Source organism: Streptomyces sp. NPDC033177 (assembly GCF_055577715.1).
This window is the reverse complement of record NZ_JBVIPS010000009.1, coordinates 28,845-49,824: the sequence shown is the minus strand read 5'-3', so window position 1 is coordinate 49,824 and position 20,980 is coordinate 28,845. Positions and strand designations below refer to the sequence as shown.

The 20,980-nt window shown below is 70.0% G+C and carries 20 protein-coding genes; 10 read left to right on the top strand and 10 right to left on the bottom strand.

Annotated elements, in window-relative coordinates; genetic code table 11:
* Positions 1-30 precede the first annotated feature (30 nt).
* Entirely contained in the window at positions 31-1,551 is a 1,521-nt protein-coding gene (miaB, locus tag ACZ5U5_RS28860) for a tRNA (N6-isopentenyl adenosine(37)-C2)-methylthiotransferase MiaB (RefSeq protein WP_469027218.1), read from the bottom strand.
* 86 nt (positions 1,552-1,637) lie between these two features.
* Here miaB and ACZ5U5_RS28855 point away from each other — a divergent pair, with 86 nt between their 5' ends.
* The gene (locus ACZ5U5_RS28855; RefSeq protein ID WP_469027216.1) at positions 1,638-2,633 is read left to right on the top strand and encodes a TAXI family TRAP transporter solute-binding subunit; all 996 of its coding nucleotides are present in this window, start codon (positions 1,638-1,640) and stop codon (positions 2,631-2,633) included.
* A 3-nt stretch (positions 2,634-2,636) separates the two neighbouring features.
* Here the strand turns inward: ACZ5U5_RS28855 and ACZ5U5_RS28850 are convergent, their stop codons facing one another.
* Positions 2,637-4,052 carry a sensor histidine kinase gene (locus ACZ5U5_RS28850; RefSeq protein ID WP_469027213.1) on the bottom strand — a complete coding sequence of 472 codons (1,416 nt, stop codon included), beginning with the start codon at positions 4,050-4,052 and terminating at the stop codon, positions 2,637-2,639.
* A gap of 16 nt (positions 4,053-4,068) precedes the next feature.
* On the bottom strand, positions 4,069-4,758 hold the full coding sequence (locus tag ACZ5U5_RS28845) for a response regulator transcription factor (protein ID WP_160507591.1): 690 nt from the start codon (positions 4,756-4,758) through the stop codon (positions 4,069-4,071).
* A gap of 288 nt (positions 4,759-5,046) precedes the next feature.
* Between ACZ5U5_RS28845 and ACZ5U5_RS28840 the strand changes: the two genes are divergently transcribed.
* The 8 genes from ACZ5U5_RS28840 (at position 5,047) to ACZ5U5_RS28805 (ending at position 11,482) form a co-directional block, all read left to right on the top strand.
* Positions 5,047-5,826, top strand: a complete 780-nt coding sequence (locus tag ACZ5U5_RS28840) for an amino acid ABC transporter ATP-binding protein (RefSeq protein ID WP_361843160.1) — start codon at positions 5,047-5,049, stop codon at positions 5,824-5,826.
* A gap of 56 nt (positions 5,827-5,882) precedes the next feature.
* A complete protein-coding gene (locus ACZ5U5_RS28835; protein ID WP_469027209.1) occupies positions 5,883-6,716 on the top strand; it encodes a glutamate ABC transporter substrate-binding protein in 834 nt (277 codons plus the stop codon).
* 113 nt (positions 6,717-6,829) lie between these two features.
* Positions 6,830-7,498 (top strand): amino acid ABC transporter permease, encoded by a 669-nt coding sequence (locus ACZ5U5_RS28830; protein ID WP_469027206.1) that lies wholly within the window; start codon positions 6,830-6,832, stop codon positions 7,496-7,498.
* Positions 7,495-8,409 carry an amino acid ABC transporter permease gene (locus ACZ5U5_RS28825; RefSeq protein WP_469027204.1) on the top strand — a complete coding sequence of 305 codons (915 nt, stop codon included), beginning with the start codon at positions 7,495-7,497 and terminating at the stop codon, positions 8,407-8,409. The genes ACZ5U5_RS28830 and ACZ5U5_RS28825 overlap by 4 nt, the downstream gene beginning before the upstream one ends.
* Positions 8,410-8,655: 246 nt before the next feature.
* Positions 8,656-10,299, top strand: coding sequence for an FAD-dependent monooxygenase (locus ACZ5U5_RS28820; RefSeq protein WP_469027201.1), 1,644 nt, complete (start codon positions 8,656-8,658; stop codon positions 10,297-10,299).
* 43 nt (positions 10,300-10,342) lie between these two features.
* Complete coding sequence (locus ACZ5U5_RS28815; protein ID WP_311605579.1) at positions 10,343-10,429, top strand: putative leader peptide; 87 nt, start codon at positions 10,343-10,345, stop codon at positions 10,427-10,429.
* A gap of 70 nt (positions 10,430-10,499) precedes the next feature.
* Positions 10,500-11,063 (top strand): cupin domain-containing protein, encoded by a 564-nt coding sequence (locus ACZ5U5_RS28810; RefSeq protein ID WP_469027199.1) that lies wholly within the window; start codon positions 10,500-10,502, stop codon positions 11,061-11,063.
* The gene (locus ACZ5U5_RS28805) at positions 11,060-11,482 is read left to right on the top strand and encodes a rhodanese-like domain-containing protein (RefSeq protein ID WP_469027197.1); all 423 of its coding nucleotides are present in this window, start codon (positions 11,060-11,062) and stop codon (positions 11,480-11,482) included. The genes ACZ5U5_RS28810 and ACZ5U5_RS28805 overlap by 4 nt, the downstream gene beginning before the upstream one ends.
* A gap of 6 nt (positions 11,483-11,488) precedes the next feature.
* Here the strand turns inward: ACZ5U5_RS28805 and ACZ5U5_RS28800 are convergent, their stop codons facing one another.
* The 6 genes from ACZ5U5_RS28800 to ACZ5U5_RS28775 form a co-directional block, all read right to left on the bottom strand.
* The gene (locus ACZ5U5_RS28800; RefSeq protein WP_469027194.1) at positions 11,489-14,032 is read right to left on the bottom strand and encodes an FtsX-like permease family protein; all 2,544 of its coding nucleotides are present in this window, start codon (positions 14,030-14,032) and stop codon (positions 11,489-11,491) included.
* Entirely contained in the window at positions 14,029-14,730 is a 702-nt protein-coding gene (locus ACZ5U5_RS28795) for an ArsR/SmtB family transcription factor (protein WP_469027192.1), read from the bottom strand. The genes ACZ5U5_RS28800 and ACZ5U5_RS28795 overlap by 4 nt, the downstream gene beginning before the upstream one ends.
* 239 nt (positions 14,731-14,969) lie before the next feature.
* Complete coding sequence (recX, locus tag ACZ5U5_RS28790; RefSeq protein ID WP_469027190.1) at positions 14,970-15,719, bottom strand: recombination regulator RecX; 750 nt, start codon at positions 15,717-15,719, stop codon at positions 14,970-14,972.
* A gap of 3 nt (positions 15,720-15,722) precedes the next feature.
* Complete coding sequence (recA, locus tag ACZ5U5_RS28785; protein ID WP_365819729.1) at positions 15,723-16,850, bottom strand: recombinase RecA; 1,128 nt, start codon at positions 16,848-16,850, stop codon at positions 15,723-15,725.
* Positions 16,851-17,142: 292 nt separating this feature from the next.
* A complete protein-coding gene (locus ACZ5U5_RS28780; RefSeq protein WP_469027187.1) occupies positions 17,143-18,471 on the bottom strand; it encodes an AI-2E family transporter in 1,329 nt (442 codons plus the stop codon).
* A gap of 105 nt (positions 18,472-18,576) precedes the next feature.
* Positions 18,577-18,771 (bottom strand): DUF3046 domain-containing protein, encoded by a 195-nt coding sequence (locus tag ACZ5U5_RS28775; protein ID WP_363210012.1) that lies wholly within the window; start codon positions 18,769-18,771, stop codon positions 18,577-18,579.
* A gap of 79 nt (positions 18,772-18,850) precedes the next feature.
* Here ACZ5U5_RS28775 and ACZ5U5_RS28770 point away from each other — a divergent pair, with 79 nt between their 5' ends.
* Entirely contained in the window at positions 18,851-19,807 is a 957-nt protein-coding gene (locus ACZ5U5_RS28770; protein WP_469027185.1) for a hypothetical protein, read from the top strand.
* Here ACZ5U5_RS28770 and ACZ5U5_RS28765 read toward each other — a convergent pair.
* On the bottom strand, positions 19,778-20,977 hold the full coding sequence (locus ACZ5U5_RS28765; RefSeq protein ID WP_469027182.1) for a PucR family transcriptional regulator: 1,200 nt from the start codon (positions 20,975-20,977) through the stop codon (positions 19,778-19,780). The genes ACZ5U5_RS28770 and ACZ5U5_RS28765 overlap by 30 nt on opposite strands.
* Positions 20,978-20,980: the final 3 nt, after the last annotated feature.

Genomic DNA, 20,980 nt, shown 5'->3' with positions numbered 1-20,980 from the left:
CCGCTCGACCGTCGTACGCGCTCGCCCAGGTCAGTCGCAGCCGCAACCGCTGCCGGAGGCCACCGGCAGCGGCTCGGGGGCGCCCACCTTCGGCAGGCCGAGCAGCACGCCCGCGGGCTTGGCGGCCGGCTCCGCGTTGCGCTTCTCCCAGGCGTCGCCCGCGCGCGTGGGGCGCACGTTCAGGACGGGGCCCTCGGCGAGCAGGTGGTGCGGCGCCGCGTACGTGATCTCGACCGTCACGACGTCGCCGGGGCGGACCTCGGTGTCGGGCTTGGTGAAGTGGACCAGGCGGTTGTCCGGGGCACGGCCGGAGAGGCGGTGGGTGGAGCCGTCCTTGCGGCCCTCGCCCTCGGCCACCATCAGGTCGAGGGTCCTGCCGACCTGCTTCTTGTTCTCGTTCCAGGCGATCTCCTCCTGGAGGGCGGACAGCCGCATGTAGCGCGCCTGCACGACCTCCTTGGGGATCTGCCCCTCCATGGTCGCCGCGGGCGTACCGGGACGCTTGGAGTACTGGAAGGTGAAGGCGTTGGCGAAGCGGGCCTCGCGGACCACGTGCATCGTCTGCTCGAAGTCCTCCTCGGTCTCCCCGGGGAAGCCGACGATGATGTCGGTGGTGATCGCGGCCTCGGGCATGGCGGCGCGGACCTTCTCGATGATGCCGAGGAAACGGTCCTGGCGGTACGAGCGGCGCATGGCCTTCAGGATCGGGTCCGAGCCGGACTGGAGCGGCATGTGCAGCTGCGGCATCACGTTCGGGGTCTCGGCCATGGCGGCGATCACGTCGTCGGTGAAGTCGCGCGGGTGCGGGGACGTGAAGCGCACGCGCTCCAGGCCCTCGATCTTCCCGCAGGCCCGCAGCAGCTTGCTGAAGGCCTCGCGGTCACCGATGTCCGAGCCGTACGCGTTCACGTTCTGGCCGAGCAGGGTGATCTCGGAGACGCCCTCGGCGACGAGCGCCTCGATCTCGGCGAGGATGTCACCGGTCCTGCGGTCCTTCTCCTTGCCGCGCAGGGCGGGCACGATGCAGAACGTGCACGTGTTGTTGCAGCCCACGGAGATGGAGACCCATGCCGCGTACGCGCTCTCGCGGCGCGTGGGCAGCGTCGAGGGGAACGCCTCCAGGGATTCGGCGATCTCGACCTGCGCCTCTTCCTGTACGCGGGCCCGCTCCAGGAGGACCGGCAGCTTGCCGATGTTGTGCGTACCGAAGACGACGTCGACCCAGGGGGCCTTCTTGACGATGGTGTCGCGGTCCTTCTGGGCCAGGCAGCCGCCGACGGCGATCTGCATGCCGGGCCGCTTGGTCTTCATGGGCGCCAGGCGGCCGAGGTTCCCGTACAGACGGTTGTCCGCGTTCTCCCGAACGGCGCACGTGTTGAACACGACCACGTCGGCGTCGCCGTCCGAACCCTCGGGCGCGCGTTCGTATCCGGCGCCCTCGAGGAGACCGGAGAGGCGCTCCGAATCGTGGACGTTCATCTGGCACCCGTAAGTGCGTACCTCGTACGTTCCTTTGACGCCCACTGCCTGTCCCCGGTCTCCGCTGCTCATGTGACAAGGGTAGGCGGTCGCGGGAGTGTCCCCGCCGGGAGCTCGGCCCTGGCCATTACTGCGAGTGGCCTGGCAGGATCGCGCGCATGCTCACGGCACTCCCCCACATCAGCAGGCGACGCGCACTCCAGGGTGCGGCGGCCGCCCTCGTGGTCTTCGGGCTCCTGATGTGGTGGCTCGTCCCGGTGGGCGACGACTCTCCGGGGGGCCGGATGACGTTCAGCACAGGCGTGAAGAACGCGGTGTACGAGCGGTACGGCAAGCTCCTGAGGACCGCCGTCTCCCATGACATGCCCAAGGTGGACGTGGAGCTCCTCAACAGCGAGGGATCGCAGCAGAACGTCGAGCGGGTGGCTACGGGGAAGGCCGACTTCACCATCGCGGCCGCCGACGCCGTGGAGAAGTACCGCTTGGAGGGGCGTGCGGGCGCGGACGGGCTCCGGGGTTGTGCGCGGCTGTACGACGACTACGTGCAGCTCGTCGTCCGGCGCTCGTCCGACATCGACAAGGCGCAGGACCTGCGGGGCAAGAAGGTGGCTGTGGGGCAGCCGCGCTCGGGCGTGCGGCTGATAGCGGACCGGGTGCTCAAGGCTGCCGAACTCCATCCGGAGAAGGACCTCACGGCGGTGCACGCCGGGATCGACACGGCGCCCGACCTCCTCAAGAAGGGTGACATCGACGCCTTCTTCTGGTCGGGTGGGCTGCCGACCACCACGGTGCGGCTGCTCTCCGAAGAGTTCGACATCCGCCTCGTCGAGCTGGGCACCCTCGTGGACGCGCTGCATGAGCAGGGCGGTGCCTCCCGCTACTACCGGGCGGCGGTAATGCCCGCCGACGCCTACCCCGCCGCCCAGCAGAACGACGCCGTGCCCACGCTGGCCGTGGCGAACCTCCTGGTGACGACGGACCGGGCGGACCCGAAGCTGACCGAGGGGCTGACCCGCACGGTGATCGACAGCCGCGATCACATCGGCGGCAAGGTGCACGCGGCCCAGCTCGTGGACCTGCGCACGGCTCTCTACACGGACCCGCTGGCCCTGCACGAGGGCGCGCGCCGCTACTACCAGTCGGTCAAGCCGTAGCCGTCAGGCCGAGCTCCCGGGTTCGCCGCGTGGCACCCCGACGGTCACCCGCAGTCCGTGCGGCTCGTGCTGCTCGTACGTGATGAAGCCGCCGCCCGCGGTGAGCAGGGCGCGCGAGATGGACAGGCCGAGGCCGGATCCCTTGACGTTCTGATGGCGGTTGCTGCGCCAGAAGCGGTCGCCGATGCGGGCGAGTTCGTCCTCCGTGAGGCCGGGGCCGCCGTCCGTGATCACTATGGTCGTCCGCTCACCGCTCCAGGAGACCTCCACCCGCACCTCCTCGCCCTCGGGCGTGAACTTGAGGGCGTTGTCGATCACCGCGTCCAGGGCGCTGGACAGCGCGATCGGGTCGGCCCAGCCGGTGGTCGCCGGGCACTGGCCCGTCAGCCGTACCCCCCGCTCCTCGGCGAGCGGCCGCCAGGCGCCGACCCGCTCGGCCGCGAGCTCCCCGATGTCGGTGAGCTGCAGATCGGCCGCGGCGTGCTCGGCCAGGGCGAGGCCCAGGAGGTCGTCGAGCACCTGGGCGAGGCGTTTGCCCTCGGTGCGCACGGAGGCGATCTCCTCGTTCCCCTCGGGCAGTTCGAGGGCGAGCAGCTCGATGCGGAGCAGCAGGGCGGACAGCGGGTTGCGCAGTTGGTGCGAGGCGTCGGCGACGAAGGCCCGCTGCTGTTCGAGCACGTCCTCGACGTTGTCGGCCATCTCGTTGAACGACCGGGCAAGGCGCCTCAGTTCCGGCGGTCCGCCCGCGGCCGCCACCCGCGACTTCAGGCGCCCGGTCGCGATGTCGTGCGTGGTCGCGTCCAGGACCCGTACCGGGCGCAGCACCCAGCCGGTGAGGCGCAGTGCGGCACCGACCGCGAGAAGCATCGCCGCCAGCTCGCCGGCACCGATGAGCAGCCATCCCTGCAGTGTCTGCGAACGCATGCGCCCCGTGGGTGAGTCGGTGACGACGACCGCGATGACGTCCCCGTCCCTGATCACCGGGGACGCGACGACGAGCCGGCCGCGCTGCCAGGGCCAGACCTGGCGCGGATTGTGGCTTCCACGGGACCTGAGGGCCTCCTCGAAGGCCTCGCGCGCCTCGGCGCCCCTGGGGGGCAGGAACCAGTCCCCTGGGGCGTGAGCCATGGGCTCACCGTCCCGGAAGAAGACGCCCGCCTTGATCCCGTAGACCTCGTGGTAGTAGCCGAGTTCGGTTTGAAGGGTTTCGCGCCGTTCGTCCTTGTCCCGCAGGCGCGAGCCCGTGGGACGTTTCGTGACGAACTGCGCGAGCGCCGCGAATCGCGCCGTGTCGTCGATCCGGTCGATGACCACCTTCTGCTGCTGCGCCGCCGCCACGCTCACCGCGAGCGGGAAGCCGAGCGCGAGCAGCACACCCGCCATGAGGACGATGAGCAGCGGGAGGAGGCGAGAGCGCACCTGACCTCGCTACTCGCTACGCGGCCGGGGCGACGAGCCGATAGCCCACGCCCCGGACGGTCTCGATCAGGGCCGGCATGTGCAACTTTGAGCGCAGGGAGGCGACATGCACCTCAAGGGTGCGTCCCGTTCCCTCCCAGCTGGTGCGCCACACCTCGCTGATGATCTGCTCCCGGCGGAACACCACTCCGGGCCGCTGCGCGAGGAGCGCGAGCAGGTCGAACTCCTTGCGGGTCAGCTGGACCGTCGAACCGTCCACACTGACCTGCCGGGTGGGCAGTTCGATGCGTACGGAACCGAGGCGCAGTTCGCTGTCCGCGGGGCCCGCGGCGGCGCCGGACGGGGGCCGGCGGATGACCGCGTGGATGCGGGCGATGAGTTCCCCGGTGTCGTACGGCTTCACCACGTAGTCATCGGCCCCGAGGTTCAGGCCATGGATCCGCGAGCGTACGTCGGCACGCGCCGTCACCATGATCACGGGGATCGATCCGCGCTTGCGGATCTTGCCGCACACCTCGTAGCCGTCCTGATCGGGCAGCCCCAGGTCGAGAAGCACGACTCCGAAGGGTGCCGTTTCGCCGGGCAGCAGGGCCTGCAGCGCTTCCTCGCCGCTGCGGGCGTGCACGACGTCGAAGCCGTGCCTGGCCAGGACCGCGGACAGGGCGGCGGCCACATGATCGTCGTCCTCGACGAGGAGCAGTCTCATACGGGCCCCCTCCGGTTCATCGGTCGTTCGGTTCGCGCTCGCCGATGGCCGGTACGCGCGCGTGCACAGGCACCAAGGCATCCACGCCGATGGATAAGGACCGCGTCAAGAGGGTTCGGGTCACGGACACGTTCCGTTATGGAGCCGGTACGCGCCTGGGCGTCCCCGTTCACACGGTGTGTCCGGTTGCGGCCGGATCGTTATGCTCAATTTCCCCTCAGATGTAATGACGCTGGTCGCACCGGGTTACTACTGTCCTCCCAACCGAGGAGGATGGAGCAACAAGCCGTGACCGAAGTATCGGTGACCAAGGACGCCATACCGCCCGGGGCGGACGACCTGGTCGTGCTGAAGAACGTCAACAAGCACTTCGGCGCTCTGCACGTCCTCCAGGACATCGACCTGACCATCACCCGCGGTGAGGTCGTCGTCGTGATCGGCCCCTCCGGGTCGGGCAAGTCGACACTGTGCCGCGCCATCAACCGCCTGGAGACGGTCGAGTCGGGAGACATCTCGATCGACGGCAAGCCCCTGCCCCAGGAGGGCAAGGAGCTCGCCCGTCTCCGTGCGGACGTGGGCATGGTCTTCCAGTCCTTCAACCTTTTCGCGCACAAGACCGTGCTCGAGAACGTGATGCTGGGCCAGATCAAGGTGCGCAAGACGTCCAAGGCGGAAGCAGAGACAAAGGCACGCGGCCTCCTGGACCGTGTGGGTGTCGCCACGCAGGCCGACAAGTACCCCGCGCAGCTCTCCGGTGGCCAGCAGCAACGTGTCGCGATCGCCCGCGCGTTGGCCATGGACCCCAAGGTGATGCTCTTCGACGAGCCCACGTCGGCGCTCGACCCGGAGATGATCAACGAGGTCCTCGAGGTCATGCAGCAGCTCGCGCGTGACGGCATGACCATGGTCGTGGTCACCCACGAGATGGGCTTCGCACGCTCCGCGGCCAACCGCGTCGTCTTCATGGCGGACGGCCGGATCGTCGAAGAGGCCGTGCCGGACCAGTTCTTCAGCAACCCGCGCAGCGACCGGGCCAAGGACTTCCTGTCGAAGATCCTTCACCACTGACGCGTGGCTCTCCCCTGCGTCTCAACCCTCTTCTGCCGAAACAAAGGATGTTCACCATGAAGGCTCGCAAGGTCACCGCGGCAGCCGCCGCCGTACTCGCGCTCTCCGTCACCGCCACGGCCTGTGGCTCGGACGACAAGGACGACAAGGGTTCCGGTGGTGGCAAGAAGATCACCATCGGCATCAAGTTCGACCAGCCCGGTATCGGCCTGAAGACGCCGGACGGATACACCGGCTTCGACGTCGATGTCGCGACCTACGTCGCCAAGGAGCTCGGTTACGAGGCCGGGGACATCGAGTGGAAGGAAACGCCCAGCGCGGACCGCGAGACCGCCCTGCAGCGCGGTGACGTCAAGTTCATCGCGGCGTCGTACTCCATCAACGAGGAGCGCGAGAAGAAGGTCGACTTCGCGGGCCCGTACCTCCTCGCCCACCAGGACCTGCTCGTGCGGTCCGACGACAACATCAGCAAGGGCACGGACCTCAACGGCAAGAAGCTCTGCTCGGTGACCGGTTCCACCTCGGCGCAGAACGTCAAGAAGGAGATCGCGCCGAAGGCCCAGCTGCGCGAGTACAGCACGTACTCCGAGTGCATCGACGGACTGGGCAGCAGCGCCGTCGACGCGCTGACCACGGACGACTCGATCCTCGCGGGCTACGCGGCGCAGGAGCAGTACAAGGGCAAGTACAAGCTCGCCGGCCTGAAGCTGACCAACGAGAACTACGGCATCGGCATCAAGAAGGGCGACACCAAGCTCAAGGACCAGATCAACAAGGCCCTCGAGAAGATGGTTTCGGACAAGTCGTGGGACAAGGCCGTCAAGAAGAACTTCGGCCCGGCCAACTACAAGAACGAGCCCGCCCCGAAGATCGGCGACATCGTCAAGTGACCTCGTGGGAACGGCTCCTGAAGCCGCTCCACTGACAGGGCACACGCCGGTACGCCGCCGCTCGGACGCGGCGGCGTACCTCGCCATCACCACATGCGAGAGCGCGGGAGATCGTGTTCGACTTTCTTGAAGACTACGACTTGCTCGAGGCCTTCTGGATGACGGTGAAGCTCACCGTCTTCGCAGGCATCGGTTCCCTGGTCTGGGGCACTCTGCTGGCCGCCATGCGCGTCAGCCCGGTTCCGGTCATGCGTTGGTTCGGTACCGCCTACGTCAACATCGTGCGGAACATTCCGCTGACCGTCATCATCGTGTTCAGCTCGCTCGGGCTCGCCGATGTCTTCGGCATCACTCTGGGTGCGGGCAACGACTTCGAAACGCTGGGCTTCCGTCTCGCGGTGCTCGGCCTCGGCGCCTATACGGCGGCGTTCGTGTGCGAAGCGGTGCGGTCCGGCATCAACACCGTGCCGGTGGGCCAGGCGGAGGCCGCACGCGCCCTCGGGCTGGGCTTCAGTCAGGTCCTCGGTCTCATCGTGCTGCCGCAGGCCTTCCGTTCCGTGATCGGCCCTCTCACCAACGTATTGATCGCCCTGACCAAGAACACCACGGTCGCAGCGGCCATCGGTGTGGCGGAAGCGGCTCTGCTGATGAAGGAAATGATCGAAAATGAGGCGCAGTTGTTCCTCATCACCGGGATATTCGCCTTCGGATTCGTGGTGCTGACCTTGCCGACGGGCCTCATACTCGGCTGGCTCGGCAAGCGTATGGCGGTGAAGCGATGACTTCCGTCCTCTACGACGCACCCGGGCCCCGCGCCAAACGGCGCAATGTACTTCTCTCGCTGCTCTTCCTCGCGCTCATGCTCCTGGGACTTTGGTGGGCCTGGACCGCCATGTCCGACAAGGACCAGCTGGAATGGGCCAAGTGGGAGCCCTGGCTCGCGGACTCCGAGTCATGGACGACCTATCTCCTGCCGGGACTCGCGAACACGCTGAAGGCCGCGGGCCTCGCCATGGTGATCGCCCTTCCGCTGGGAGCCCTCTTCGGTATCGCACGGCTCTCCGACCACCGGTGGGTCAGGGTTCCCGCCGCTGTGGTCGTCGAGTTCTTCCGCGCGATCCCGGTGCTGATCCTGATGGTCTTCGCCAACCAGTTTTTCTCGGTGTCCACCGACATCAGCGTCGAAGACCGTCCGATGTACGCCGTGGTGACGGGCCTGGTGCTCTACAACGCCTCGGTGCTGGCCGAGATCGTGCGGGCGGGCATCCTGTCGCTTCCCAAGGGCCAGACGGAAGCCGCCAAGGCGATCGGCCTGCGCAAGGGCCAGACGATGAGGAGCGTGCTGCTTCCGCAGTCCGTGACCGCGATGCTCCCGGCGCTCGTCAGCCAGCTCGTCGTCATCGTCAAGGACACCGCGCTCGGTGGCGCGCTGCTCAGCTTCTCCGAGCTGCTCAGCGCGCGAAAGACGGCCGCCTCGTACTACGCGAGCGTCATCCCCAGCTTCATCGTCGTCGCGGTGATCTACATCGTGCTGAACCTGATTCTCACCAGCCTCGCCTCCTGGCTGGAGCGCCGTATGCGGCAGTCCAAGAAGAGCACGGGAGCCGTGGTGGGCACTGAGACGCTCGAAAACCTGGAGACGATCGGCCCCAAGACGATCCGTGGTGAGGAAGGTGGGGGCGGCGGAGGTTAGCGCATCTCCCGAACGGCCGGCAAAACAACGGAGGCAGTGGCATACCGCCACTGCCTCCGTTGTTTTGCGTGTCTGCCGACCGCCTTGTCACGCGTTCGCCCAAGCGCCACAGCAGCCGGGCGGCAACTTGACGCGGGCACCAGCGGTGGGTTGCATACGTTCTGTGATCGTGCACCGGGCTCCAACTGCCAGTTCCTGTACGTACGTCCAGCGCTCCCGGGCCCTTGCGGCGGGAGGGTACGCACCGTGGACCCGGTGATCGTCGTCGGCGCGGGCCCCGTGGGGCTCACGCTCGCCCTGGCTCTCGCGCGTCACTCCGTACCCACCGTCGTACTAGACGAAGGGCCCGGCAAGGACGAGCAGCGGCCCGCGCGGACCGTCATCCTGCGGGATGACACCGCGGCCCTCATGGAGCGGCTCACCGGTCACTCGTTCGGTGACCAGGAGTCGGGCGCGCGGTGGGACGGCTGGCGCTCCCTGCGGCGCAAGCAGCTGATGCGGGAGCTCACGTTCAGTGATGAGGTACCGGCGCCCCTTCATGTGCCCCAGCACGCGCTGACGGGCGCCCTGCGCGCGGCCATCGCCGAGGAGCGACTCGTCAAGGTCGCGGTGGAGAGCAAGCTCGACTCCCTCGAACAGGACGCGGACGGGCTGACCGCCCACACTCGTGGCCCCAAGGAAACGTGGTGGCGCGGCAGTTATCTGGTGGGGTGCGACGGGCCCCGGTCCACCGTGCGCAAGCTCCTCGACGTCCGCTTCCCGGGGCGTACGGCCGTCGAGCGACACGCCGTGGCCGCGCTGCGCACGGAACTTCCAGGGTCCGGCCAGGCGTTGTTGCATCGGATGCCTCCGTGGCGCCACGGAGGCGCCGAGGTGACGGGCCGCCCGCTCGCCGGCGGGGTGTGGCGGCTCGACTGGCTGCTGCCGCCGCGCGGCGAGCTCGTGACGCCGGACGCGCTCGTGGTGCGTATCCGCGAGACCCTCGCGGGCTGGTGCGGCGGCGCCACCCCGCCCTACGAACTGCTCGACACCGGTGTGCACACCGTCCACCACCGGCTGGCCCGCCGGTGGCGGGTCGGCCGTGCCTTCCTCGCGGGCGACGCCGCGCATCTGCTCGGCGCGCTCGGTACGCAGGGGCTCGACGAAGGGCTGCGGGACGCGGACAACCTCGCCTGGAAGCTGGCCCTTGCCTGGCATCACGGCGCGCACGACGCCCTGCTCGACAGCTACCAGGCCGAGCGGCGGGCCGGTGTCGCCGCACGGCTGCGCGCCGCCGACCAGTCGCTGCCGATACTGCGGGGCGGCAAAGGGCTGCGCTCCTACGTTCCGGGTTCCGCGCGCGGGCACGACACGCTCCTCGCCGACGGTCACGTGGGACGTGGACCCCTCGGCGCACCCGCGTCGTACGCGGACTCGCCGCTGGCACCTCCGCCTTCCGCGTCCGAGGTGGCCGTGGGCACGGAACCGGGGTCGCCCGTGGCCGATGTGCCGGTGACGGCTCCCGACGGGTCCTTCGTGCGGTTGCGCGACCGGCTCGGCGCGAATCAGCTGCTCGTCGTCCTTGTCGCGCCCGGCACGGTGGTGTGGGAGCGGCGGCACTGGGTGACGGCCGGGATCATGCCCCGGCTCGCGGCTGCCGTCACGGCGCTGCCGCACCCGGCGGAACTGTTGGTCGCGGAGAGTTACCCCGGAGCACCCGCGCACTCGGTGCTGCTCATCCGCCCCGATGGCCACCTGGTCACGGCGCTCGGCGGGGTGCGCCCCGCCGAGCTGTATACAGCGGCCGAGACAGCCCTTGGCGGACCGTCCCCGAAGCGGCGTACGGGCAGCGCGAACGCCACGGAGAAGGCGGAGAGCGGGGCACCCGCGGGCCGCCCGACCACACAGTGAGAAGGAGTTGACCGGCACGCAGCGTCATGGTCTACTCCGAAACGTGACCGACACCGATGTGCGCCTGTGGCGGAGGGTCCATATGGACCTCGTCCGCTATGCGGGCTGCGTGTGTCGTCCGTCCTGCTGATTTCGCCGCTCTCCCCCTCTGCGCGCCCTGTTCTTGGCGCGCGCTTCCGCGAACCTCCAGGACGGTCCCCGTGTCTGCCTCTGTCTCTGTTCCTGTCTCCACTCCTCGTGCTTCTGCCGCCCATGCCTCCACGGCCGGGTCCGCACCCACCGCCGCCGAGCTCCTCGAGTTCGTACGCAGGAGCGCCGCCGACGCCGAGCTCATCGCCTCACTCCCGCTGGACCCTGAGGGGCGTACCTGGGTACGCCTGGAAGGACCCGGCGGCAGCGAGGCCTGGCTGATCGGCTGGCCGCCCGGCACCGGCACCGGATGGCATGACCACGCGGAGTCGGTGGGTGCCTTCTACACCGCTGCCGGCGCCCTCAAGGAGAACTCGCTCGCCGCCCGGCTGCCCACCGACGGCTGGAAGACCCTGGAACTGTCCGAAGGGGTCGACCGCGAGCGGGAGTTGACGGCCGGCAAGGGCAGGGCGTTCGGCCAGAACCACATGCACGAGGTACTGAACGACTCCACCGGCGAGCACGCCATCTCCGTGCATGCCTACTACCCGCCGCTGCCGCGCATCCGCCGCTACAGCCGCACGGGCGCGGTCCTGCGTCTGGAGTCCGTGGAACGCCCGGAGGACTGGCAGTGAGTGAGCACCCCATCGGTGAACGTGCCCTCGGGATCGATGAGTTGCTGGAGCGCGTGCGCCGCGACCTCGACCGGGTCACTCCGGAGGAGGCGCGTGACGCCGCGGCCGCGGGAGGACTCCTGGTCGACATCCGGTACGCCGCCCTGCGCGAGCGCGACGGCCTGATCCCCGGGGCCCTCGTCGTCGAGCGCAACGAGCTGGAGTGGCGCCTTGACCCGCAGGGCAGCCACCGTGCCGCGGAGGCCACGGGCCATGACCTGCGGGTCGTCGTGATCTGCAACGAGGGCTACGCGTCGAGCCTCGCGGCCGTCTCCTTGCGCCAGTTGGGCCTGCGCCACGCGACCGACCTCATCGGCGGATTCCAGGCGTGGAAGGCCGCCGGGCTTCCGGTCGCGGCCGCCCTTCCTGTCAAGGACTGAGCACGGTCACTCCTTGGCCGTCGCCACCGTGACGGGGCGGGGCCTGAGGGCGGCGCGGCCCGGGAGCGCTGTCGCGGTGAGGGCGAGCAGAGCCGCGACGGCCACCAAGGAGACGTACACCAAGGGGGCGATCGAGGGTGCGGCGCTGCCGGTCATGCCGACGCTGAAGGCGGTCAGGACGGCGAGCGCGATACCGCTGCCGATGGCCGTGCCGATGAGCAGGACGGACAGCGCCTCGGTACGCAGCATGCGCAGAACCTGGCGGCGGCTCGCACCCGCCAGGCGCAGCATCGCGAACTCTCGGATGCGCTCGGAGACCGACATGGCGAGGGTGTTGACGACGGCGATCGCGGTGAAGGCCAGGATGAGGCCCATCGCCAGATAGTTCACCTCGGCGTTCTCCTGCTGCCGCTCGGCCTGGAGGTTGTCGACGGCGGCCGGGGCGAGAACTTCCACGCCCGGGAACTTCGCGACGCCTGCCGCGAGTTGTTCCTGTGTACGGTCGCTCTTGATCAGGACCGTGGCGGCGAGCGGGTTGTCGACGTGGCGGGCGACCAGGTCGTGGGCCATGGTCAGGTCCCCGAAACCGAGCCCGCGCGCGTACACGGCGCTGACCTTGAGCCTGGTCTTCGTGCCGTCGCCGAGCGTGAGCTTCAGGCTGCTGCCGGGCCGCAGGCCGAGCTGGTCGGCGGCCAGTTCGCTGACGGCGACGCTGCCCTTGCCGAAGCCCCGCAGGGAGCCGGCGGTCACGTCGGGGTCCCAGGTATGGGTGAGGCCGGCCGTGCTGACGCCCTGCGCCGGGTACTTGTCGAGCCCCACGCGCACGGTGGTGCGCACGACCTCGGTGGCGGCCTCGACGCCCTCGGTCGTACGCAGTTTCCGCGCGACCTCGGCGGGGACGCCCGGCCCTTGCGCCGCCAGGACCCAGTCGGCGCGGATGCCGTCGCGGGCCTGAGCGCGGGCCGCGTCGCCGAGGGTGGGCTGGACGAACAGGACGGTGCAGGTCATGCCGGTGAGAAGAGCGAGCGGGGTGACGGCCGCCGCCATCCGGGCCGCGTTGCCGCGAAGGTTGGCGTGCGCGAGGCGGCCGCCGGGGCCGGAGAGCCGCAGCGGTCCGCGGAGCACTGCAGCCGCCGCCCTGACCAGGAGCGGGCCGAGCAGCGCGACAGCGGTGGAGAGGACCACCACGGCCAGGAACGTCACGGGAGTCGACGCGGGCTCGGTGCGCAGCACGCTGAGCACGGCGACCAGCACGGCTCCCGCGGCGAGGACGAGGACGCCCACGATGATGCGGCTCCACGGCGGCCGGGCGCGCTCGACGCGCGCTTCGGCGAGGGCCTCTGCCGGGCGGATACCGGCGATGCGGCGGGCCGAGAGGCGGGCGGCGGCCCAGGCCCCGAGCAGCGTCGCGGCCACGGCGGCGATGAGCGGGAAGGCGCTGACCGTCCGTTCCAGCGTGGCGGGGACGGCGCCCAGGTCCACGAACTTGCCGTGCAGCCAGCCGCCGAGCGGGATTCCGCCGAGCGAGCCGATGACGCCCGCGGCCGCCCCGACGATCAGGGCCTCGCGGCCGAGGAGCCCCCGGATCTGCTTCGGGGTGGCGGCGATGGCGCGGAGCAGGGCGAGTTCGCGGTGGCGCTGCTGCACGGAGAGGGCAAACGTGCCGACGACCACGAGGACCGCGACGAGGAGGGAGGTGCCGCCCATCGCACCGCCCATGCTGACCAGCTTGATGCGAGCCCCCGCCGCGTCGAGGAACTCCACGGGGCCACGGTCATCGCCAGTGCTGACCTGCGACTTCGTACCGGCGAGGGCGTCTGCGACCGCCGCCTTGAGCTCACCCGTCCCGGTTCCTTCGGCCGGCGTGACGCCGAGAGTGGTGATCTTTCCGGGGTGCGCGGCGAGCCGCTCGGCCTCTCCGGAGGAGAAGAAGAGAGACGTCTGGTGAGCGAGGGCGCCTCCGGAGGAGGCGGCCACACCGGTGATGCGGTAGGAGCGCGGGGCTTGTGTCGACTGGACGGTGAGGCGGTCACCGGTCCTGAGCTGGGCGCGCCCGGCAAGGCCGCTGTCGATGACGAGGTCCCCCGCGGCGCGCGGAGCCTTCCCCTCGACGAGGCGGAAGGGGGTCAGCGCTGCCGACTCCCAGGCGTGGCCGTACGCGGGCTTGTCGGTGAGGTCGCCGGCTGCGGGGGTCAACGGCGTGGCGAGGAAGGTGAGTTCGGGGATGATTTTGCCGACTCCCCGCACTCCCTTGAGCTTCTCCGCGATGTCGTCCGACAGCCAGGCCCGCTCGGCGATCGGCTTGGCCTTGTGCTTGACCTTGGTCTTGCCCTTCTTGTGCTTGACGGTGGTCTGGTGGACGTTCTGGTCCGCGGAGACGATCACGGGGGTGGCGGCGTAGCGCTCGGTGTGGATGGTGCCGCGCAGGCCTGTCTCCAGGAGGGTGCCGCAGGCCGTGATGAGCGCCGCCGCGCACATCAACGCCAGGAAGGCGCCGAGGAATCCGCCCTTGCGGTCTCGGACTGTCTGCAGTGCGTAGCGCAGCATCATGACGTCGCCTCGGGCTCTGAGGAGGAGGAAGAGAGGGAAGAGGGGGCGGAGGAGCGGGCGGAACGGGCAGGCGCGGGCGCGGGCGCGGGCGGCGCGTCGGCGGATGCGGGCGCCGGGAAGGCCAGGAGCCGTGTGAGTACGGTGCGGGCGTCGGCCGGGGTCTCGGCCTCGGGGCGCTTGTAGCGGTTGAGCAGGGCGATGTACTCCTCGAAGAACTCGCGGAGCTCGGGAAGCGTCAGCCGGATCGTGCCGCGCGAGTACGTGAACGCGTCGGCCCACTCACCGAGTCCGGCGTCCCCGGTGTCACATGCCTCTCGCTGCACCTGCTCGAAGAGCTCCAGGTCGGCGGCGTAGGCGAGATGGTTCAGCTCGTCCATGACGAGCCGCGTCTCGGCATTCTGCTTGCTGCGGGGCGGGAAGCGCCGGTCGCCGGGAATGGCGCGCCACCAGCGTTCGCGGCCGTGGCCCGTACCGGCGGTCTCCTCGACGAAGCCGTAGCGGGCGAGTTCGCGCAGGTGGTAGCTGGTGGCGCCGGTGTTGAGGCCGAGCGCCCTGGCGAGCGTCGCCGAAGTTGCCGGGCCGTGCACGGTGAGGTGCTGCAGCATCTGCTGCCGCCGGGGCTGTGCGAGTGCCTTGAGGACGCGGAGGTCGTTCAGCTCCTCCGGGGCGCCGTCGGTCGTGCCGGGTTCCTTAGCCATGCGTACACAGTCGCCTGTGCACAGGTTCCTTTGCAGTGCGGTGGACCGGCGTCTTCGGTGGGGGGTTAACCCCACCCTGCAGGCGCGGAAGGGGAGTTGGAGCAGGGCGCTACGGAGGCCGCAGGGCATCGCGCCACCCCTCGTGACGCCCTCCGCGGAACGCGAAAGGGCCGGGCCACGGTTCGCACCGCGCTGCCCGGCCTGACCTGGGCCCCACCCCCGCGAGGGCCCTGGTCGGCTCAGTCCCCGTCGAACCCCAAGTCCCCCGCGTCCTCGCCCTCTTCCTCGATGGCCTGCCGGACGATCCGGAGCGCCAGGCCTTCCGGGTAGCCCTTGCGGGCGAGCATGCCCGCGAGGCGGCGCAGTCGCTTGTCGCGGTCGAGACCCCGTGTGGCACGGAGCTTGCGGGCGACCAACTCGCGTGCGGTCGCCTCCTCCTGCTCCGAGTCGAGCTGCCCGACGGCTTCCTCGATCAGCGTGGCGTCCACGCCCTTCGTACGCAGCTCCTGCGCGAGCGCCCGTCGGGCCAGGCCCCGGCCGTGGTGCCGGGACTCCACCCACGCACCCGCGAAGGCGCCGTCGTTGATCAGGCCGACCTCTTCGAAGCGGGTCAGCACTTCCTCCGCCACGTCATCCGGGATCTCCCGCTTGCGCAGCGCGTCCGCCAGCTGTTTGCGCGTGCGCGGAGTCCCGGTGAGCAGCCGCAGACAGATCGCCCGCGCCTTCTCACCCGGATCCGATGTCGGCGGCTCCCCCTTCTCGGCCCTCGACGAGGAAGGGGGGCCGCTGTCCTGTGAACCGCCGCCTCGGCCTTCGCCGAAGCCGCCACGCCGTCGGCGACCTCGCCGGCCGCCGCCCCCGCGGAAGCCGGTGTCGTCACCCTCCTGGTCGGCGCCACCCTGATCCACACCGTCCGCGAGGCCTCTGCCCGCGGGGTCGGTGTGGTGCTCGGGAGTGATCTGGTCCGCCCAGTCCGTGCGCCGCGTCATGGATCAGCTCTTGGCCGCGGCGGCCTTGGGCTTGGTGGCCTTGGTCGCCGGAGCGGGAACCGTCTTGGCGGCGTCCTCGGCCACCGCACCCGCCGCGTCCTTGGCCGGCTCGTCCTTCGGCTCCTCGTCCTTCGGCTTCACGCCGACGCCCAGCTTCTCCTTGATCTTCCTCTCGATCTCGTTGGCGAGATCGGGGTTGTCCTTGAGGAAGTTGCGGGCGTTCTCCTTGCCCTGGCCGAGTTGGTCGCCCTCGTACGTGTACCAGGCGCCCGCCTTGCGGACGAAGCCGTTCTCCACGCCCATGTCGATCAGGCCGCCCTCGCGGCTGATGCCCTGGCCGTAAAGGATGTCGAACTCGGCCTGCTTGAAGGGCGGCGCGACCTTGTTCTTGACGACCTTGACGCGGGTGCGGTTGCCGACCGCGTCCGTGCCGTCCTTCAGGGTCTCGATCCGGCGGATGTCGAGTCGCACCGAGGCGTAGAACTTCAGCGCGCGACCACCGGTCGTGGTCTCCGGCGAGCCGAACATCACGCCGATCTTCTCGCGGAGCTGGTTGATGAAGATCGCGGTCGTCTTGGACTGGTTGAGCGCGCTGGTGATCTTCCGGAGCGCCTGGCTCATCAGACGGGCCTGCAGACCCACGTGCGAGTCGCCCATCTCACCCTCGATCTCCGCGCGCGGCACCAGGGCCGCGACGGAGTCGATGACGATCAGGTCGAGCGCGCCGGAGCGGACCAGCATGTCGACGATTTCCAGGGCCTGCTCGCCGTTGTCCGGCTGGGACAGGATCAGGTTGTCGATGTCGACGCCCAGCTTCTTCGCGTACTCGGGGTCGAGTGCGTGCTCGGCGTCCACGAAGGCGACGGCGCCGCCCGCGCGCTGTGCGTTCGCCACGGCGTGCAGCGTCAGCGTCGTCTTACCGGAGGATTCCGGTCCGTACACCTCCACCACACGGCCGCGCGGGATGCCGCCGACGCCGAGCGCGACGTCGAGGGCGGTCGATCCGGTGGGGATGACCTCGATGGGGTCGTTCGGCCGCTCGCCCATGCGCATCACTGCGCCCTTGCCGAATTGCCGTTCAATCTGTGCGAGCGCGGCTTCGAGCGCCTTCTCGCGGTCGGTTCCTGCCATGGGTTCCACCCGATTTGCTTGTGTCGATCGCTTCACGTCAATGACGCTAGCGCCTGCCACTGACAATCCGCCCCGACGCCCGTCCGGCCTGTGGATAACTCGAGGCGATCGCCCCGCCGGAATCCGCCGGAGCCCCAGGGATCCCCCCGCGAAAACCCCGGGAAAACGCCGCCAGGCCACCCATGAGAATGGATGTTCGATTTTGGTGTCAAGCGCACCACGCGGGTCCCACCGAGAGTACGGAAGGGCTCCGTCCGCCGGGCGGATCCCGGTACTCGGGCGATTCCCGGCGCTACCGACGCTCGCCCGAACCCGGCTCCGGGCCGGCCCCTGAAGCGGGGTCAGGGCTCGCTCCCGAAGCCTCCTCGGCGGCGACCTCGGCCTCCGAGCTCGCCCCCGGATGGTTCGGTCCACGCAGCGCGCGCCTCATGCGCGTCAGGAGGGACGCTCCGCCCTTGCGTCGGTGTCCGTGGACGCGCGGGTCGTCCGTGACGTCGTACCGCTTCACATACGCGCCCAGGAACGCCTGAAGGGTCGCGATCGCCGGGATGGAGATCAGGGCGCCGACCGCACCCAGGAGCGCCGTGCCCGCGATGACCGACCCGAAGGCGACCGCCGGGTGGATGTCCACGCTCTTGGCGGTGAGCTTGGGCTGCAGGACGTAGTTCTCGAACTGCTGGTAGACCACGACGAAGATCAGCACCCACAGCGCGTACCAGGGATCGACCGTGAAGGCGATCAGCATCGGCAGCGCACCCGCCAGATACGTGCCGATGGTCGGGATGAACTGCGAGACCAGGCCGACCCACACCGCGAGCACGGGCGCGTACGGCACGCTCAGGGCCTGCAGCAGGACGTAGTGCGCGACTCCGGAGATCAGCGCCATCAAGCCGCGCGAGTAGATGTAGCCACCGGTCTTGTCGACCGCGATCTCCCAGGCGCGGAGCACCTCGGCCTGGCGGGCGGGCGGCAGCACCGAACAGAGGGCGCGCCGCAGCCGTGGGCCGTCGGCCGCGAAGTAGAACGAGAACAGCAGGACGGTCAGGAGCTGGAAGAGGCCCCCGAGGACCTGCGCCGACACGTCCAGGACGCCGCTGGCACTGTTCTGCACGTACTTCTGCAGCCAGTCCGAGTGGACCAGGCTGTCCTGGATCTCGACCCGGGAGAGTTCCGTGTGGAACGTCTGGTTGATCCAGCTGATGACATCGTCGAGGTACTCCGGGAAGTCCTCGACCATGTCCACGATCTGGCCCGCGAGCATCGACCCCATGAGCGTGATGAAGCCGGCGCCCACGATCAGGACTCCGAGGAAGACCAGGAAGGTGGCGAAGCCCCTGCGCAGCCCGCGCGCGGCCATCCAGCTCACCGCGGGTTCCACGGCGAGCGCGAGGAAGAACGCGATGAGGATGTTGATCAGCAGCCCGGTCAGCTGGTGGAAGGCCCAACTGCCCAGCTGGAAACAGGCGATGAGAGCGAGGGCGAGCACCATGGCGCGCGGCAGCCAGCGCGGCATGCCGGCGGTCCGCCCGGTCTCCGCCCCGTTCGGGGGCTGTGCGGGCGGCGTCGTGCCGAGCGGAGCTACGTCCTGAGTGACCTGCGCGGTCTCGTCTGTCGATGCCACGGAGTCAGTCTCGCCCACGCCGACGACATTCGGCCGCCGCCCCCGCATCTTCGCGCTCTTGGGCACGCGCGACGGGACGCGGAAGAACGGGGAAGTATCCCGGCGTCAGCGCTTTTCGGCCGGTACGTCCACGGCGGAGCACACGGCGCGCCAGACGTCCTTGGCGTCCCAGCCCGCGTCCAGTGCCTGATGCACCGTACGTCCGCCGAGCTCGGCCATCACGTGATCGCGGGCGAACGAGTCGGCGTACCCCTGTCCGAAGTGGTCCGCCATCCGCTCCCAGAAAATCGTCAACCGCATGCCCTCAGTATCGCTCCCTTGAGAGTGCAGCCGGACGCAGGGGGATCACCGAAGGCGCTTTCCGGCCTACGGTCTGTGCATGGCCGAAACCGGAGCTTCCCCGCACGCCGCGTCCTCGCCGGTCGCACGCGCCGAGCACTTCGTCTGGCTCACCGCGCGCGTCCTCGAGCAGCGGCGGTTCGCCTACCACTTCCTGAGCGGCACGGGCGGCGCCGGAGCCGGTCCGTCGGCCGACGCGGTCGAGACCGCGCTTGCCGCGTACGGCACCCAGGACGGCGGGTACGGATACGCGCTGGAACCGGACCTGCGCGGCCCCGTCAGCCAGCCCCTGCACGTCGGGCACGCGCTGCGCGTCCTGGACTCGATCGGACGCTGCGGCGGGCAGCGGGTGGAGCGCGTGTGCCGCTATCTGACGTCGGTGTCGACGTCGGACGGTGCCCTCCCTGCGATCCATCCCAGCCAACGCGCCTATCCCTCGGCGCCGTTCGTGCCCGTGGTGGACGATCCCCCGAGCGAACTACTCGCCACCGGCCCCGTAGTGGGCCTGTTGCACCGCAACGAGGTGTGGCACGCCTGGCTGTTCAGGGCCACCGACTTCTGCTGGGCCGCGGTGGAGTCCCTGGAGAAGTCCCATCCGTACGAGATCCAGGCGGCCGTCGCCTTCCTCGACGGGGCACCCGACCGCCCGCGCGCGCGGGCGGCAGCCGACCGGCTCGGCAGAGTCGCGCGGGAGCAGCGGCTCGTGGCGCTCGACCCCGAGCGGTTGGAGGCGTACCCCGTGGCACCGGGGTACGCACCAGGTGAGCACCACTTCGCCCACGACTACGCCAAGACCCCCGAGTCGCTCGCGCGCGCGTGGTTCACCGACGAGGAGATGACGCGCTCCCTGGACCACCTCGAGCGGGAGCAGCAGGAGGACGGCGGCTGGCCGATCGGCTGGCGGCAGTGGGCGCCGGGCAGCGCTCTCGAAGCCCGCCCGATCGTCACCGTCGAGGCGCTGCGCACCCTACGGGCGTACGGACGGGCCATCGTCTGACGGGGCCTCCTCGGCCCCCCTCAGCAGCAGCGCCGCGATGGCGAGCGCGGTGCCGCGCGGTGCCGACAGGTCGAGGCCGGTGCGCTCGCCGATCTTCGCGAGGCGGTTGTCGACGGTGTTGGGGTGCAGGCCCAGGGCGGCGGCGGTCGCCCTGCGCTCCTGCTGGTGGCCCAGGTGGGTTCGCAGCGTCTCCAGAAGCTCGGGCCGGTCGGCCACCGGGTCGAGCAGTGCGGAGATGAGGTGGCTGCTCTCGTTGCGTCGGGAGAGGTGGTACTCGAGGAGTACGTCCTCCATGCGGTGCAGTCCCGGAGGCAGGCCGCACGCGCGCGTGACGCGCAGTATCTCGGTCGCGGTGCGCGCCGCGTCGGTGACCGCCTCGGGCCCGGCGGCGTCCACGGCGGCCACGCGTACGGGGAGGTCGCAGGCCTTGCTGAGCCGGTGCGGCAGGTCCTCGGGAGGCCGGCGTGCCTGGGGCACGACGACCCGTCCGCCGTCGGCCTCCAGGAGGGCGAGCACCTCCACCTCGAAGGCGTGGTCCAGGGCGGTCTGCACACGTCGCAGGCGCCGCCGTACCGCTACGGGGCCCTCAGCCGGCGTCCCGTCGAAACCGATCGCCAGGACGAGCACGGGCCCCGCGAGGTTCAGTTGGTCGAGCAGCACGTGGCCGGGCGGCACCATGCCGTCGAGCAGACCCCGGACCAGGGACCTGCGGTGGGCGCGCTGCTCGGCCTCCAGCGCGGAGCGCTCGTCCAGGTAGGTCTCCGCCACGGCCCCGACGATGGAGGGGTGCGAGCGCAGGAGTACGTCCACGAGCTCGACCAGGGCCGCTTCCTCGCCGGGGCGGGCCTCGTCGCGCAGCGCCTGCCACAGGACGTACACCCCCAGAGCGTGCGTACGCAGCAAGAGGTGCAGCGGCATGCCCTCTTCCGCACGCTGGGCGGCCCGCTCACGGAAGAGCCGGTGACTGCCGGGCCGGTCGGTGACGCGCCGCAGGAAGAGGCGCACTCCGTGGCGTGCGGTCGCGGCCATCTCCAGGTCCTTCACGTCGTCGGGCAGCTCCGCGTACCCGGGGAGCTCCTCGAACGACTCACGGACCATCCTGCGGGCCAGTTCATTGACCCGGGGCTCGCAGCGCGCCGCGAGCGATTTCGCCTCGGGGGACAGCGCCACGGG

What these genes read in the sequence shown, in the direction of transcription:
- ACZ5U5_RS28825 (WP_469027204.1), top strand. Translation starts at nt 7,495, where the DNA reads ATGACTTCCGTCCTCTACGACGCACCCGGGCCCCGCGCCAAACGGCGC.
- ACZ5U5_RS28855 (WP_469027216.1), top strand. Translation starts at nt 1,638, where the DNA reads ATGCTCACGGCACTCCCCCACATCAGCAGGCGACGCGCACTCCAGGGT.
- ACZ5U5_RS28795 (WP_469027192.1), bottom strand. Translation starts at nt 14,730, where the DNA reads ATGGCTAAGGAACCCGGCACGACCGACGGCGCCCCGGAGGAGCTGAAC.
- ACZ5U5_RS28800 (WP_469027194.1), bottom strand. Translation starts at nt 14,032, where the DNA reads ATGATGCTGCGCTACGCACTGCAGACAGTCCGAGACCGCAAGGGCGGA.
- ACZ5U5_RS28770 (WP_469027185.1), top strand. Translation starts at nt 18,851, where the DNA reads ATGGCCGAAACCGGAGCTTCCCCGCACGCCGCGTCCTCGCCGGTCGCA.
- miaB (WP_469027218.1), bottom strand. Translation starts at nt 1,551, where the DNA reads ATGAGCAGCGGAGACCGGGGACAGGCAGTGGGCGTCAAAGGAACGTAC.
- ACZ5U5_RS28775 (WP_363210012.1), bottom strand. Translation starts at nt 18,771, where the DNA reads ATGCGGTTGACGATTTTCTGGGAGCGGATGGCGGACCACTTCGGACAG.
- ACZ5U5_RS28845 (WP_160507591.1), bottom strand. Translation starts at nt 4,758, where the DNA reads ATGAGACTGCTCCTCGTCGAGGACGACGATCATGTGGCCGCCGCCCTG.
- recA (WP_365819729.1), bottom strand. Translation starts at nt 16,850, where the DNA reads ATGGCAGGAACCGACCGCGAGAAGGCGCTCGAAGCCGCGCTCGCACAG.
- ACZ5U5_RS28835 (WP_469027209.1), top strand. Translation starts at nt 5,883, where the DNA reads ATGAAGGCTCGCAAGGTCACCGCGGCAGCCGCCGCCGTACTCGCGCTC.
- recX (WP_469027190.1), bottom strand. Translation starts at nt 15,719, where the DNA reads ATGACGCGGCGCACGGACTGGGCGGACCAGATCACTCCCGAGCACCAC.